The 13,871-nt window shown below is 70.8% G+C and carries 14 protein-coding genes and 4 pseudogenes; 9 read left to right on the forward strand and 9 right to left on the reverse strand.

Annotated elements, in window-relative coordinates; translation table 11 throughout:
- The first annotated feature begins 3 nt into the window (after window positions 1-3).
- Together OG819_RS18490 and OG819_RS18495 are read left to right on the forward strand one after the other, a co-directional pair.
- Window positions 4-1,803: a DEAD/DEAH box helicase gene (locus tag OG819_RS18490; protein ID WP_266625014.1), complete on the forward strand. Its 1,800-nt coding sequence runs from the start codon at window positions 4-6 to the stop codon at window positions 1,801-1,803.
- 456 nt (window positions 1,804-2,259) lie between these two features.
- A complete protein-coding gene (locus OG819_RS18495) occupies window positions 2,260-2,904 on the forward strand; it encodes an IclR family transcriptional regulator (protein WP_266625013.1) in 645 nt (214 codons plus the stop codon).
- Window positions 2,905-2,976: 72 nt separating this feature from the next.
- On the opposite strand, the gene OG819_RS18500 is transcribed toward OG819_RS18495, so the two are convergent.
- Window positions 2,977-3,129, reverse strand: coding sequence for a hypothetical protein (locus OG819_RS18500; protein ID WP_266650407.1), 153 nt, complete (start codon window positions 3,127-3,129; stop codon window positions 2,977-2,979).
- 44 nt (window positions 3,130-3,173) lie between these two features.
- On the opposite strand from OG819_RS18500, the gene OG819_RS18505 reads away from it, so the two are divergent.
- Complete coding sequence (locus OG819_RS18505) at window positions 3,174-3,392, forward strand: hypothetical protein (RefSeq protein ID WP_266650409.1); 219 nt, start codon at window positions 3,174-3,176, stop codon at window positions 3,390-3,392.
- Here OG819_RS18505 and OG819_RS18510 read toward each other — a convergent pair.
- Entirely contained in the window at window positions 3,373-3,654 is a 282-nt protein-coding gene (locus OG819_RS18510) for an alpha/beta fold hydrolase (RefSeq protein WP_266650411.1), read from the reverse strand. The two genes, OG819_RS18505 and OG819_RS18510, sit on opposite strands and share 20 nt — an antisense overlap.
- A 244-nt stretch (window positions 3,655-3,898) precedes the next feature.
- On the opposite strand from OG819_RS18510, the gene OG819_RS18515 reads away from it, so the two are divergent.
- Window positions 3,899-7,213 carry a S8 family serine peptidase gene (locus OG819_RS18515; RefSeq protein WP_266650413.1) on the forward strand — a complete coding sequence of 1,105 codons (3,315 nt, stop codon included), beginning with the start codon at window positions 3,899-3,901 and terminating at the stop codon, window positions 7,211-7,213.
- 153 nt (window positions 7,214-7,366) lie between these two features.
- On the opposite strand, the pseudogene OG819_RS18520 reads toward OG819_RS18515, so the two are convergent.
- A pseudogene (locus OG819_RS18520) lies at window positions 7,367-7,585 on the reverse strand (helix-turn-helix domain-containing protein); the annotation flags it as partial.
- A 171-nt stretch (window positions 7,586-7,756) separates the two neighbouring features.
- Here OG819_RS18520 and OG819_RS18525 point away from each other — a divergent pair.
- Together OG819_RS18525 and OG819_RS18530 are read left to right on the forward strand one after the other, a co-directional pair.
- On the forward strand, window positions 7,757-8,800 hold the full coding sequence (locus OG819_RS18525) for an NAD(P)-dependent alcohol dehydrogenase (RefSeq protein ID WP_266650415.1): 1,044 nt from the start codon (window positions 7,757-7,759) through the stop codon (window positions 8,798-8,800).
- A gap of 253 nt (window positions 8,801-9,053) precedes the next feature.
- Entirely contained in the window at window positions 9,054-9,437 is a 384-nt protein-coding gene (locus OG819_RS18530) for a VOC family protein (protein ID WP_266650417.1), read from the forward strand.
- A 21-nt stretch (window positions 9,438-9,458) separates the two neighbouring features.
- On the opposite strand, the pseudogene OG819_RS18535 reads toward OG819_RS18530, so the two are convergent.
- The 3 genes and pseudogenes from OG819_RS18535 to OG819_RS18545 all read right to left on the reverse strand — a co-directional run.
- Window positions 9,459-10,100, reverse strand: a pseudogene (locus tag OG819_RS18535) (serine hydrolase); the annotation flags it as partial.
- A pseudogene (locus OG819_RS18540) lies at window positions 10,100-10,561 on the reverse strand (helix-turn-helix domain-containing protein); the annotation flags it as partial. The pseudogenes OG819_RS18540 and OG819_RS18535, both read right to left, overlap by 1 nt.
- A 29-nt stretch (window positions 10,562-10,590) precedes the next feature.
- Window positions 10,591-11,217, reverse strand: coding sequence for an alpha/beta fold hydrolase (locus OG819_RS18545; RefSeq protein ID WP_266650419.1), 627 nt, complete (start codon window positions 11,215-11,217; stop codon window positions 10,591-10,593).
- A gap of 57 nt (window positions 11,218-11,274) precedes the next feature.
- Between OG819_RS18545 and OG819_RS18550 the strand changes: the two genes are divergently transcribed.
- Entirely contained in the window at window positions 11,275-11,778 is a 504-nt protein-coding gene (locus OG819_RS18550) for a MarR family transcriptional regulator (RefSeq protein ID WP_266650421.1), read from the forward strand.
- Window positions 11,779-11,799: 21 nt separating this feature from the next.
- Here OG819_RS18550 and OG819_RS18555 read toward each other — a convergent pair whose 3' ends face one another.
- Window positions 11,800-11,961 carry a helix-turn-helix domain-containing protein gene (locus OG819_RS18555; RefSeq protein WP_266625009.1) on the reverse strand — a complete coding sequence of 54 codons (162 nt, stop codon included), beginning with the start codon at window positions 11,959-11,961 and terminating at the stop codon, window positions 11,800-11,802.
- Window positions 11,962-11,980: 19 nt separating this feature from the next.
- Here OG819_RS18555 and OG819_RS18560 point away from each other — a divergent pair.
- Together OG819_RS18560 and OG819_RS18565 are read left to right on the forward strand one after the other, a co-directional pair.
- Window positions 11,981-12,208, forward strand: a pseudogene (locus OG819_RS18560) (o-succinylbenzoate synthase); the annotation flags it as partial.
- Window positions 12,209-12,223: 15 nt separating this feature from the next.
- Entirely contained in the window at window positions 12,224-13,012 is a 789-nt protein-coding gene (locus OG819_RS18565) for a S16 family serine protease (RefSeq protein WP_266650423.1), read from the forward strand.
- Here the strand turns inward: OG819_RS18565 and OG819_RS18570 are convergent.
- The gene (locus OG819_RS18570) at window positions 13,009-13,197 is read right to left on the reverse strand and encodes a hypothetical protein (RefSeq protein ID WP_266650425.1); all 189 of its coding nucleotides are present in this window, start codon (window positions 13,195-13,197) and stop codon (window positions 13,009-13,011) included. The genes OG819_RS18565 and OG819_RS18570 overlap by 4 nt on opposite strands.
- On the reverse strand, window positions 13,194-13,796 hold the full coding sequence (locus OG819_RS18575; RefSeq protein WP_266650427.1) for a helix-turn-helix domain-containing protein: 603 nt from the start codon (window positions 13,794-13,796) through the stop codon (window positions 13,194-13,196). The genes OG819_RS18570 and OG819_RS18575 overlap by 4 nt, the downstream gene beginning before the upstream one ends.
- Window positions 13,797-13,871: the final 75 nt, after the last annotated feature.

The raw sequence follows: 13,871 nt of genomic DNA on the forward strand, positions 1-13,871 counted from the left end.
ACCGTGACTACCACCGCCGCCAGCGCATCCACCTCGCACCACCTCTCACCCGCCTTCCCCGGCCGCGCCCCCTGGGGTACCGCCAGCAAGCTGCGTGCCTGGCAGCAGGGGGCGCTGGAGAAGTACATCCAGGAGCAGCCACGCGACTTCCTGGCCGTCGCCACGCCCGGCGCCGGCAAGACGACGTTCGCGCTGACGCTCGCGTCCTGGCTGCTGCACCACCACGTCGTGCAGCAGGTGACCGTGGTCGCGCCGACCGAGCACCTGAAGAAGCAGTGGGCGGAGGCCGCCGCGCGGATAGGGATCAAGCTGGATCCCGAGTACAGCGCGGGGCCGCTCAGCAAGGAGTACCAGGGCGTCGCCGTGACGTACGCGGGTGTGGGTGTGCGGCCCATGCTCCACCGCAACCGCGTCGAGCAGCGCAAGACCCTCGTCATCCTGGACGAGATCCACCACGCCGGTGACTCGAAGTCCTGGGGCGAGGCGTGCCTCGAAGCGTTCGAGCCCGCCACTCGACGGCTCGCGCTCACCGGTACGCCCTTCCGGTCCGACACCAATCCCATTCCCTTCGTGACGTACGAGGAAGGGAATGACGGGATTCGGCGCTCCTCCGCCGATTACACGTACGGGTACGGGTCCGCTCTGGGGGACGGGGTCGTGCGGCCCGTCATCTTCCTCTCCTACAGCGGCAACATGCGGTGGCGTACGAAGGCGGGGGACGAGATCGCGGCCCGCCTCGGCGAGCCGATGACCAAGGACGCCGTCTCGCAGGCCTGGCGCACCGCGCTCGACCCGCGCGGTGAGTGGATGCCCAGCGTGCTGCGCGCCGCCGACCAGCGGCTGACCGAGGTCAGGAAGGGCATCCCGGACGCGGGTGCGCTCGTCATCGCCTCCGATCAGGACTCGGCCCGCGCGTACGCCAAGCTCATCCGTGAGATCACCGGCACGAAGGCGACCCTGGTCCTGTCCGACGACACAGGCGCGTCCAACAGGATCGACGAGTTCAGCCACAGCGAGGACCGGTGGATGGTCGCCGTCCGCATGGTGTCCGAGGGCGTCGACGTGCCGCGGCTCGCGGTCGGCGTGTATGCCACCACCATCTCCACGCCCCTGTTCTTCGCGCAGGCCGTCGGTCGTTTCGTACGGTCCCGGCGGCGCGGCGAGACCGCCTCCGTCTTCCTGCCGACCGTTCCCGACCTCCTCGGCTTCGCCAACGAGATGGAGGTCGAGCGCGACCACGTCCTCGACAAGCCCAAGAAGGAGGGCGAGGAGGACCCCTACGCCGAGTCCGAGCAGGAGATGGACGAGGCGAACCGGGAGCAGGACGAGGACACCGGGGAGCAGGAGCAGTTCTCCTTCGAGGCGCTGGAGTCCGAGGCCGTCTTCGACCGAGTGCTGTACGACGGTGCCGAGTTCGGGATGCAGGCCCACCCGGGCAGCGCGGAGGAGCAGGACTACCTCGGGATTCCGGGGCTGCTCGAGCCCGACCAGGTGCAGTTGCTGCTGCAGAAGCGGCAGGCGCGGCAGATCGCGCACAGCCGCAAGAAGCCCGACGACGAGGCCGACCTTCTCGAACTGCCCGCCGAGCGGCGGCCCGTGGTCTCGCACAAGGAGATGCTGGAGCTGCGGAAGCAGCTCAACACCATGGTCGGCGCGTACGTCCACCAGAGCGGCAAGCCGCACGGCGTGATCCACACCGAACTGCGCCGTGTGTGCGGCGGGCCGCCGAGCGCGGAGGCGACGGCGGGTCAACTGCGGCAGCGGATCGCCAAGGTGCAGGAGTGGGCCACCCGTATGCGGTGACGCTGGGCGCTGTGCCTGGGCGGTCATGGTTCGTGGGGCACTGTTTGTGCGTTTTCTGCGGATCCGCCGTGGCTGGTCGCGCCCACGCGGCGGAGCCGCATGATGTCAGCGGCCCGCGCCCCTTTCAGGGGCGTGTGCGCCGTGTGTGGGGGGCGTGCGCGCCGCGTGGTGGGTGCTGTACGTACAAGGACAAAGGCTCTGCAAAGGGGAGGAGTTCGTGCCAGGACGTGACCGGATTCTGGACGGAGACTTCCGCTGAGCGAACCTGCTCGCTACTGTCCCGCTACGCACACGCCCCGTGGCAGCGCCGCCGCGGAGCGCAGCCGTGTAGCGACTCCGCCCGGGAAGAGCCCGGGTCGTCAGCCGACGGCGGCCTCTGAAGCGCGTCGCCGACGGGACTCGGAGACGCAACCGCCGTGAGGGGGCCGCCGACCTCACCACTAAGGAGTGGGCGTCGTGACCGCGGAGACCTCTCAGACGCTCGACCGGGGACTGCGTGTCCTCAAGCTGCTCGCCGACACGGACCACGGGCTGACCGTCACCGAGCTCTCGAACAAACTGGGCGTCAACCGGACCGTTGTGTACCGCTTGCTCGCCACGCTGGAGCAGCACGCGCTCGTACGCCGGGATCTGGGCGGCCGCGCCCGGGTCGGCCTCGGGGTGCTGCGGCTGGGGCGCCAGGTGCATCCGCTGGTACGGGAGGCCGCGTTGCCGGCGCTGCGCGCGCTGGCCGAGGACATAGGGGCCACGGCCCATCTCACGCTCGTCGACGGGGCCGAGGCCCTTGCCGTCGCCGTCGTGGAGCCGACGTGGACGGACTACCACGTCGCCTACCGCGCCGGTTTCCGGCATCCGCTGGACCGGGGCGCCGCGGGCCGCGCGATCCTCGCCGCCCGGCAGCACGCGCCGACGGACGCCCCCGGGTACACGCTCACGCATGGCGAGTTGGAGGCGGGCGCGAGTGGAGCCGCCGCTCCCCTGATAGGGGTGACGGGGGTCGAGGGCAGCGTCGGTGTCGTCATGCTCGCGGACTCCGTGCCGGAACGGGTGGGGCCGCGGGTCGTGGACGCGGCGCGAGAGGTCGCGGACGCGCTGCGCTGAGGCTCCGCGCTCTGTCGTGCTCCGGCTGGCGGCGACGCTCCCCACGCCCACCCGCGACGTCACGTACGTCTTCTACGAGCGCGAGGAGGTCGAGGGCGACCGCAACGGGCTCGGCCAGATCGCCGTCGTACGGCCGGAGTTGCTGAAGGCCGACCTCGCGATCCTCGTGGAGCCGTCCGCGGCCGGGGTCGAGGCGTGCTGCCAGGGCGTGCTGATGACCGACATCACGGTCCGCGGCGAGCGGGCGCACACCGCGCGCCTGGCGGGGTGTGAACGCCGCACACTGCGCCGGGGCCGCGGGCAACGTCGTGCCCGACGAGTGCGTGATCATTATCAACTCCCGTTGCGTCGCCCTCGGCACGCCCGCCCTCAACTACGGCCCCGGCGATCCGGTCCTCGCGCACACGGCGGGGAAGTACGTCCCCGTCGGACAGCTGCGGGCGTGCGAGGAGCGGTTGACGGAGTGGCTCACGCGGGGAGGCGGCTGAGCCACTCCATCAGGAACTTGGTGAAGACGTACGGCTCTTCCATGTTGGCGTAGTGGGCGGCGCCCTCGACGGTGGTCGTGCGGCCGTCGGCGACGGCGTCGACGAGGCGGTCGGCCATCGCGATCAGATCGGCCGCGTCCAGGGCGCCGTTGATGGCCAGGACGGGGACCGCGATGGTCTTGGCGCGCGCCGGGACGCCGGTCACCGGGACGGAGTGGTCGGGTTCGTCGGGCGTGTGCTTGGAAATGGTCCCCCGCGCCATTTCCGGCTCTCCTGTCGGATCCGTGGGTCGGGGTTATGTGGTCTGACGGCCTGGTAGGTGTGTAACGGGGTCCGCGCTGGCGGGTAACACTTCCCCGATCTTTCTCTTACCGGGCTCTCATCTATTGAGCCCGCTGATCACCCCCTGGCATACTCGGCGTTCCGGGGGTGACGTACATGCGTACGAGACTTCTCTCGGCCGGGTGAACAGGAATTCGCCTGGGACACCGTTTCAAGGGAGAGTCTTGCGCAGACAAGTGAAAAGGGCTGCCGCGGCCACGGTGGCCACGGCAGCGGCCGTCGCCCTCGCCGCGGGCATGACCAGCCCGGCGTCGGCGAAGCCGGAAGGCCGCGCCCCGGCCGCCGCCGTGGCGGCCTCGGTCGCCGGCAGGCACCACGTCACCCTGATCACCGGTGACCGGATCGCCCTTGACGCCAAGGGTCGGGTCGTCGGCCTGGAGAGGGCCGCGGGACGCGACCACATACCCTTCCAGATCCGCAAGGCCGGCGGGCACACCCTCGTCGTCCCCGGTGACGCCCTCCGGCTGGTCGCCTCCGGCACGCTGGACCGGCGGCTCTTCGACGTCACCGAACTGGACAAGGCCGCGACCCGCAAGGCGCAGCGAGGCGGCCTGAAGGTCATCGTCGGTTACCGGGGCGCCGCCGGCACCGTCAGGGCCGAGGTCCGTGACGCCGGCACCCTGCGGCACACCCTCAGGACGCTCAACGTCGACGCCGTGCAGACCCCGGTCAAGGACACGCCGGAACTGTGGGACGCGGTCACCAACGGGGACAGGGCCGCCTCCGGCATCGCCCACGTCTGGCTCGACGGCGTCCGCAAGGCCAGCCTCGACAAGTCCGTGCCGCAGATCGGCGCCCCCAAGGCGTGGGCGGCCGGCTACAACGGCAAGGGCGTCAAGATCGCCGTTCTGGACACCGGGGTGGACGCGACCCACCCGGACCTCAAGGACCAGGTGATCGAGTCCAGGAACTTCACCACCGCCGCCGACGCCTCGGACCACTTCGGCCACGGCACGCACGTCGCGTCCATCGCGGCGGGCACCGGCGCCAAGTCGCACGGCAAGTACACCGGCGTCGCGCCCGGCGCGAAGATCCTCAACGGCAAGGTCCTGGACGACACCGGCTCCGGCGACGACTCCGGCATCCTGGCCGGCATGGAGTGGGCCGCGGCCCAGGGCGCCGACGTCGTCAACCTCAGCCTGGGCGGCAACGACACCCCGGAGATCGACCCGCTCGAAGCCGAGGTCAACAAGCTCTCCAAGGAGAAGGGCATCCTGTTCGCGATCGCCGCGGGCAACGAGGGCGCCCAGCGCATCGGTTCGCCGGGCAGCGCGGACGCCGCGCTCACCGTCGGCGCGGTCGACGGCAACGAAAAGCTCGCCGACTTCTCCTCCACCGGCCCCAGCGTCGAGGGCACCATCAAGCCGGACGTCACCGCGCCCGGCGTCGGTATCACCGCGGCCGCGGCCAAGGGCAGCGTCATCGACCAGGAGGTCGGCGAGAACCCGCCCGGCTACCTGACCATGTCGGGTACGTCGATGGCGACCCCGCATGTCGCCGGCGCCGCCGCGATCCTGAAGCAGGAGCACCCCGACTGGGGCTACCAGCAGCTGAAGGCCGCGCTGACCGGCTCCGCCAAGGGCGGCAAGTACACGCCGTTCGAGCAGGGTTCGGGCCGTATCGCCGTCGACAAGGCCATCGAGCAGACCGTGGTCGCCGACCCGGTGTCGGTGAACTTCGGTGTGCAGCAGTGGCCGCACACCGACGACACCCCGGTCACCAAGCGGCTGACCTACCGCAACCTCGGCACCAAGGACGTCACCCTCAGCCTCTCGGTGAGCGGCACCGACCCCAAGGGCGCGGCGGCACCGGCCGGCTTCTTCACGCTGGGCGCGACCGAGGTGACCGTCCCCGCGGGCGGCACGGCCGCCGTCGACGTCACCGCCGACACCAAGCTGGGCGGCACCCTCGACGGCGCCTACTCGGCGTACGTCACGGCGACCGGCGACGGCCAGAGCGTCCGTACCGCGGCCGCGGTACAGCGTGAGGTGCAGTCGTACAGCCTCACCGTCAAGCACATCGGGCGCGACGGCAGACCGACCGGTGTCTACAACACCGTCCTGGTGGGCTACTCGGGCCTCGGCGACCATCATCTCTATGCCGCGCCGGAGTCCGACTCCGGGACCGCCACGATCCGGGTGCCGGCGGGCACGTACCTGCTCGACGCCTGGATCGCGAAGGACGCCACCACCTTCGACGGCGGTCTCGACTGGCTGCTCCAGCCCAAGCTGAGCGTCACCAAGGACCTCACGGTCACCCTCGACGCGCGCACCACCAAGGCGGCCGACATCACCGTGCCGGACGCCGGGGCGAAGCCGAGCTCCGCGTCGATCGACTACGTGTACGAGCCGGCGGGCATCGGGTTCGGGGTCGGTTCGGACACCTTCGACAATATCCGGATGGCCCCGCTGGGCGGTGAGGTGACCGGCGGTCTGACCCAGACCTGGAGCGGCCGGTTCACCAAGGGCGACCACGAGGAGTACGACGTCGCCACCAGCGCCCAGGTCAAGAAGATCCAGGGCGACAAGGTCCGGCACTTCAAGGCCGGCGAGTTCGCCACGGTCAAGAACAGCCTCGGCGCCGCCGCCTCCGGCAAGACCGGCTCGGTCAGCCTGCAGGGCACCATCGGCGACGGCGTGTGGCTGGACGGTGACAAAGAGCAGAAGCTGCCCAGCACCCGTACCGTCCATGTTTCCACCGTCGACGGCGCCCTGTGGGCCTTCGAATTCACCCAGTTCAGCGGCCATGACACCCAGGGCCTGCCGATCGCCGACGCCTTCTACACGAGCGTCCCGCAGCAGTACAAGGCCGGCAAGAGCTATCAGAACACCTTCAACAGGGCGGTCTTCGGTCCGAGTCTGACCGACGGGTTCGGTCTGTACCGCGACGGAAACCAGATCTTCGGCATCGCTCCGCTGTTCGCGGACAGCGCCAAGCACGTCGGGTCCTCCGAGTTCCTGTCGGCGAACACCACCCTGTACCGCAACGGCACCAAGGTGGCCTCCAACCAGGACCCGCTGTCCGGCGACGGCGCCTTCACCGTGCCGTCCGCCGACGCCGAGTACCGGCTGACCACCTCGGTCGTCCGCTCGGTCAAGGTCGCCGCCGCCTCCACCCGGATCGACGCGAGCTGGACCTTCCACTCGAAGAAGTCGGCCGCCGGCCCGTCGGCCCGGCTCCCGGCCTCCACCGTCCGCTTCGGCGCCCATACCGGTCTGGACAGCCGCGTCGCGGCGGGCGAGAAGGTCACCTTCCCGGTCACCGTCGAGGGCGCGGCCGCCGGCCGCAACCTGAAGTCCCTCTCGGTCTACGTGTCGTACGACTACGGCAAGACCTGGAAGAAGCTGACGGTCAGCCACGGCAGGATCACCGTCAAGAACCCGGCGAAGGGCAAGGCGATCTCGTTCCACGCCAAGATCGCCGACACGAAGGGCAACAAGTCCACGATCTCGGTCTACAACGCGTACTACGCCAAGTGAGCCGCGACCGCTGAACACCCGCACGGAGAACGGCCCGCCGGAAGCATTGCTTCCGGCGGGCCGTTCGCGCACCCCGGGGCCGGCTCAGGGCGTGGCGACGCGGGTCGCGTCCGTGCCCCAGCTGGCCAGCAGCCGCAGCGCCTGAGCCGACGCGGAGCCCGGCTCCAGGCGCGTGTAGTACGCCACCGACACCCCGGCCAGCTGCGCCAGCTCCTCCCGGCGCAGCCCCGGCACCCTGCGGTGCCGCCCGAAGTCCGGCAGCCCGACGTCGCCGGGGAGCAGCCGGGCCCGCCGGGTGCGCAGGAACTCGCTGAGCTCGGCACGCCGGTCCAGCGGCGCGGAGGCGGGGGAGGTGGGGGACTGCTCTTCCATACGTCCAGTATTCACGGTCGTACGCACGCGAACCTGACCCCGCCGGTGGTAGGCACGGCGGACGTACGCAGAAGCGGGGGCTGGGTGGCGGACGTAGCGTGGAGGAGTCTGAACGCGTGCCCGGGGAAGAAGACGGCCGGGTACGACACCACCGCTAGGAGAACCCCCCTCATGACCACTGTTGCTGCTTACGCCGCGCCCGCCGCGAAGGCTCCGCTGGAGCGGACCACGATCGAGCGGCGCGCGGTCGGTGAATCCGACGTCCTCATCGACATCGAGTTCGCCGGTATCTGTCACTCCGACATCCACCAGGCCCGCGAGGGCTGGGGTACGGCGATCTTCCCGATGGTGCCCGGTCACGAGATCGCGGGCGTCGTCTCCGAGGTCGGCACGGGTGTCACCCGGTACGCGGTGGGGGACCGCGTGGGCGTCGGCTGCATGGTCGACTCCTGCCGCGAGTGCGACAACTGCGAGGCCGGTCTCCAGCAGTACTGCACCGGCGGCGGCCCGACCTGGACGTACAACGGCGTCGGCAAGGACGGGCAGCCGACCTTCGGCGGCTACTCGCGGAAGGTCGTCGTCGACGAGAACTACGTCGTCCGCATCCCGGACGGCCTCTCCCTCGACGTCGCCGCCCCGCTGCTGTGCGCCGGCATCACCACCTACTCGCCGCTGAAGCACTGGAACGCCGGTCCCGGCAAGAAGGTCGCCGTGGTGGGGCTCGGCGGTCTCGGGCACATGGGCGTCAAGATCGCCGCCGCTCTCGGCGCGGAGGTCACCGTCCTGTCCCAGTCGCTGCGCAAGAAGGACGACGGCCTGAAGCTGGGCGCCACCGACTACCGGGCGACCAGCGACCCGAAGACCTTCGAGGACCTCGAGGGCACGTTCGACGTCATCCTGAACACGGTGTCGGCGCCGCTCGACTTCGACGCGTACCTGTCGCTGCTGCGCACCGACGGCGTGATGGTGAACGTCGGCATCCCGGAGGAGCCGACCCCGGTCCTGCTCTCCTCCGTCTTCGGCAACCGCCGTGTCCTGACCAGCTCCAGCATCGGCGGCATCCAGGAGACCCAGGAGATGCTGGACTTCTGCGCCGAGCACCGGCTGGGCGCCGAGATCGAACTGATCGACGCGAACCAGATCAACGAGGCGTACGAGCGGGTCGTCAACAGCGACGTCCGCTACCGCTTCGTGATCGACACGGCGACCATCTGAGTCACCGCCGCCGCCTTTGGCCGAGGAGCCGGAGCGGACAGGGGCCGCCGACCAGGGAGGTGTGCGCACCCCGGTACCTCCAGCGGAGGTAGCGGGGTGCCGGCCACCAGGCCACCAGGCCGCCGGCATCGGCCCGCCCTTAAGCGCCGGGCACACCGGCGGCAGCCGCGGAGTGCGGGCCCCCGACCGCCCGCTGAGGCAACGCCCACCTCAGCCGGTGCCGGGAGTACGTTGGAGAGGGGGAGGTCCCACGATGACCGTGAACCTGAACCACACCATCGTGGCCGCGCGCGACAGCCGCGCGTCGGCGAGGTTCCTGGCCGACATCCTCGGTCTCCGCGTCAGCCCGGAGTACGGCCCGTTCGTCCCGGTCGCACTGCCCAACGGCGTGACCCTCGACTACATGGAGAGCGCCGGGGAGATCCCGCCGCAGCAGTACGCCTTCCTGGTCTCCGAGGACGACTTCGACGAGATCTTCGGCCGCGTGCGGAACGCGGGCCTGGACTACTGGGCCGACCCGCACCACAGCAGGCCCGGCGAGATCAACACCAACGACGGCGGCCGCGGCACCTACTTCGACGACCCCAACGGCCACATCCTGGAGATCCTCACCCGCCCCTACGGCAGCGGCGGCTGACCCGGCGCCCCGGGCACCCCGTCACCCCCGCAGGCCCTTGATCCTCTCCTGCGCGGCCATCACCAGCTCGACCGCGCGGTTGTCGGACGCCGGCTCACGCATCTGGTTCGTCACGTAGGCGATCGCCATCCGCTCGTCCGGGTCGACCCAGACCAGCGCGCCGCCCCAGCCGCCCCAGCCGAGGGAGCTGCCGAACAGCCCGTAGCCCAGGCCGTACCGGGAGGGCATGCCGAGGATCCGGTCGACACCGTCGAACTGCACCTCCCGGGCCCGAGCGCACCCCTGCGGCGACAGCACCCGCGCCCCGCCGACCGTCCCGCCGCAGGCGAGCAGGGACTGCACGAGGGCGACCGAACGGGCGTTGCCGAACCCGCTGGCGGCGGGGATCTGGGCGCGCCGCCACGCGAGGGAGTTGCCGTCCCGGACGCGCAGGACGGCGACACCGGCGTGGGTCGCGTCGCTGTGCCCGGCCCCGGCCGCGTAGTCCTCGTCCCGGCCCGGCGGCGGCACGGTGAGCGCCACCCTCGGGTCGTCCTCGGCACCCAGCCCGATGTGGAAGTCCGCGCCCAGCGGCCCGGCCACCTCGGCCGCGAAGAACTCGCCCACGCTCCGCCCGGTGATCCGGCGCACCACCTCACCGACCAGGAACCCCTGGGTCAGGGAGCCTCGGCATCCGCCCAGACCCGGGCGACCACGGCGCCGACCGTGCGCCATCCGATCCGCATCAGCTGGGTGACGGCCGTCTTCGAGCAGCAGGTGGCCAGCCAGGCGACCTGCGTGTCGAAGGCGTAGGTGTGCCCGGCTCCGTGCCGGGCCCAGGGCACCGCCGCCACGGTCACCCCGTGCTCGGGGCAGGACACCCGCGGCGCGTCGGCCTCGATGAAAGCCCGGACGACGCCCAGGTCAAGCGCCCGCCAGCGCCGCCGGCCCTCACCGTTGTCGTACTTCGCGCACCGCCGCTCGCAAACCCCGCATCGCTGCCGGCGGCCCTTCGCAGGCCGGGCGTGGGCCACGATCACCAGCACGCCGTCGTCGTCACCGGCCTCGCTCTCCTCGGCCTCGACCTGCTCGATCACTGTCTTTTCGACACCGAACAGCCGGACCCATATCCTCTTATCTTGCACGCCGTATCCCACACTGTTCGTTTCGGTCCTTAAGTAGTCGAAACGTACTCCGGATACGGCGTGTTCTGCACATACGCCCAGGTCAGCGACCCACGGAAGCGACAGGAGAGCCCCATTTCCCGCACCCGCCGTACGACCTCCGGGTCGACCTCGTCGAGCGTGCGATACGGGCCGGCCACGGCCGAGGCGAAGACGTCGACCCAGCCGTCGATGTCGCCGGCGGCCAGGGCGCCGCCCCAGCGGTTCTTGATGTCCAGGGTCCAGGAGTCGGTGTCCTCGGGGTCGGTGATCCCGGCGCCGCTCACGACGAGCGCGCGGACGAGGTCCGGGTGCTCCAGCGCGGTGTCGACCGCGGTGGCCCCGCCCATCGACATTCCGACGAGGGCCGCGGGGCCCGTGTCGAGGTGGCGCAGGAGGGCGGCGAGGTCGTCGGTGGGGCGGAAGGGCTTCGTCGCGTTGGCGGACCGGCCGTGGCCGCGGGCGTCGGGCGCGATCACCCGATGGCCGACCGCGAGGAGCGGCACCAGGTCGTCCCACATGCGGTGGTCGGTGAAGCCGCCGTGCAGCAGCACCAGCGGGGGGCCCGTGCCGACCTCGCGGTAGGCGAGCGGGCCGTCGGCGGACTCGAACATGAACACCTGAGAGGCATCAGTCATGACAACTAAGGTGTCATGTTGGGGCCGACTTGGCAACCAAGGTGTCATCCTGTCTCTGTGACCGACGACAGCAAGCCCGACCACGCCGAGCGCGACGAGAACGAACCCCTCTCGCCCGACGACCTCGCCCCCCGCCTCTACGAGGTGTTCGCCGTGCTGGGGCCCCTGTACCGGCGCGTGAGCCGCAAGGTGGAGCTCAACGAGCCGATCGAAGGCCTGTCCATCGGCGTGCGCGCCGTACTGGACCTCCTGCGCGCGCAAGGGCCCCTGACAGTTCCCCAGATGGGGCGCGCGCAGGCGCTCAGCCGTCAGTTCGTGCAGCGGATGGTCAACGAGGCGGCGGCCCACGGGCTGGTCGAGGCCATCGCCAACCCCGCGCACCAGCGGTCCTCGCTGATCCGGCTGACCGACGACGGCCGTTCGGCCATCGACGCGGTGATCACCCGCGAGAGCGCGCTGCTGAAGCGGGTGGGCGGCGACCTGACCGACGCGGACGTGCAGACGTGTGTACGGGTGCTGACGCGCATGCTGGAGGTCTTCGAGGACGTGGACGTCAACTGACGGCCGGGCCCGAAGGGCGGCTCAGCGACGGGTGCCGAGCCCGCCCAGCGTCCTCAACTGCAGCCACAGCAACAGCCGTTCGTCGGGATCGTCGAGGTCGATGCCGAGCTGCTGCTGGGCCTGCCGCAGCCGGTAGCGGCAGGTGTTGGCGTGGACGGCGAGCAGCCGCGCCGCGTCCGTCATGTCGCAGCCCCCGTCCAGCCAGGCGACGAGGGTGGCCCTCGCGGCCCTGCTGGGCTTCGCCCTCCCCGGCGACACCTCCGCCTCCAGCCGCTACTTCACAGAGGACATCACCGAGCCCTTCGTCCTCGACGACGGCCATCTGCCGGTGCCGCGCACCCCGGGCATCGGGACCGAGCCGCTGCCGGAGGCGCTGCGCCGCTTCACCACCGCCCGGCGGGACCTGTACGGAGGCCGCGCCGAGCGGTGACGTTAGATTGATCCCGTGCTCTCTCGCCTCACACGCCTCCAGGCCATCGCCGTCTGCGCCGTTCCCGGCGTGGCCCTGCTCGCCACGGCGGCGTTCGCGCCGCTGCCGTTCTCCGTGGCGCAGCCCGGCATGACGGCGAACGTCCTCGGCGAGAACAAGGGCGACCCGGTGATCACCATCAGCGGAGCGCCCACCCGCACGACGAGCGGGCAGCTGCGGATGACGACGATCGAGGCGACCGGGCCGGACGCGAGCGTCAGCCTCGGTGACGTGATCGACGGCTGGTTCCGCACGGACCGGGCCGTGATGCCGCGCGACTCGGTCTACCCGAGCGGGAACTCCGTCAAGGAGATCGAGCAGCACAACGCCGACCAGATGAAGCAGTCCCAGGACGCGGCCACCGAGGCGGCCCTGTCCTATCTGCACGAGAAGAACGACGTGAAGGTCACGCTCAAGCTGGCCGACGTCGGCGGACCCAGCGCCGGACTGCTCTTCACGCTCGGGATCATCGACAAGCTGGACGGCGACGGCCGCGGCGGCGACCTCACGGGCGGTCGCACCGTCGCGGGTACGGGGACGATCGACGCCGACGGGAAGGTCGGCGCGGTCGGCGGGGTCGGCCTGAAGACGCAGGCCGCCCGGCGCGACGGCGCGACGGTCTTCCTGGTCCCGAAGGCGGAGTGCTCGGACGCCAAGTCGGAACTGCCCAAGGGGCTGCGACTGGTTCCGGTGACCACGCTCAAGGGCGCGGTCGAGTCGCTGGTCTCCCTGGAGAAGGGGAAGGGCTCGGTCCCCAGCTGTTAGTGCGCGACGGCGACGCGGGGTGCGGCGGCGAGGCGCAGGCCGACCTCTACGAGGGTCCAGCCGAGGCGCGTCCGCAGTTCGCCGGGGCGGCGGGCGGAGGTGGCCAGGCGGTGGGCTTCGGCCTGGGCCCGGAGCTCGGCGGCGCGGGCATGGTGCAGGGCGAGGTGGGTTTCGGCGTGCGTCATTGGTGCGTCTCCGTTCGGTCCTGCGTGACGGGGAAGGCGTGGGTGTGGATGCGGACCTGTGCGGCCTCGGCGGCATCCTCGGTGGCGGGCAGGTCGCGGTAGCTGTCGACGAGCGCGTGCATCTTCTGGATGAGTTCGCGGGTGAGTTCGGGTGTCAGCCGTAGCGTCTCGCTGCTCATGTCCCAGACCCCGGACCATTCTTCCGGCCACTGGGTCCGGTTGCCCATCCAGGTCGACAGGTCCCGGGTCTGCGTGGTCGCGACCTCGTGGAGGTACATGTCGGCGGCCCCGCGCACGACCGGGTCGGTGTCCGTGAGTAGAGAGTCGTCGAAACTCAGGCCCCGGTGGACCGCCTTCCACCACCGCTCCCGTCCCTTGCCCCGCTCGGGGGCGTCCTCGACGAAGCCGTGTGCGGCCAGCTGCCGCAGGTGGTAGCTGGTGGCACCGCTCGACTCACCCAGCTTCTCGGCGAGCTGTGACGCGGTGGCCGGACCACCGAAGCGCAGAGCGTCCAGGAGCTGCATGCGCAAGGGGTGTGCGAGCCCGCGCAGTGAGCGGGCGTCGAGATTGCGGACCCGTGGATCCCGAGGCTCTTCCATGCATGCAAAGGTAGCGTTGCAAAGGAGTGGTTGCAAGGGTTTCTTTGCAGCCACCCCTTTGGAAGGTGTGGGCGC

The organism is Streptomyces sp. NBC_01549, assembly GCF_026339955.1.
Classification (GTDB): domain Bacteria; phylum Actinomycetota; class Actinomycetes; order Streptomycetales; family Streptomycetaceae; genus Streptomyces.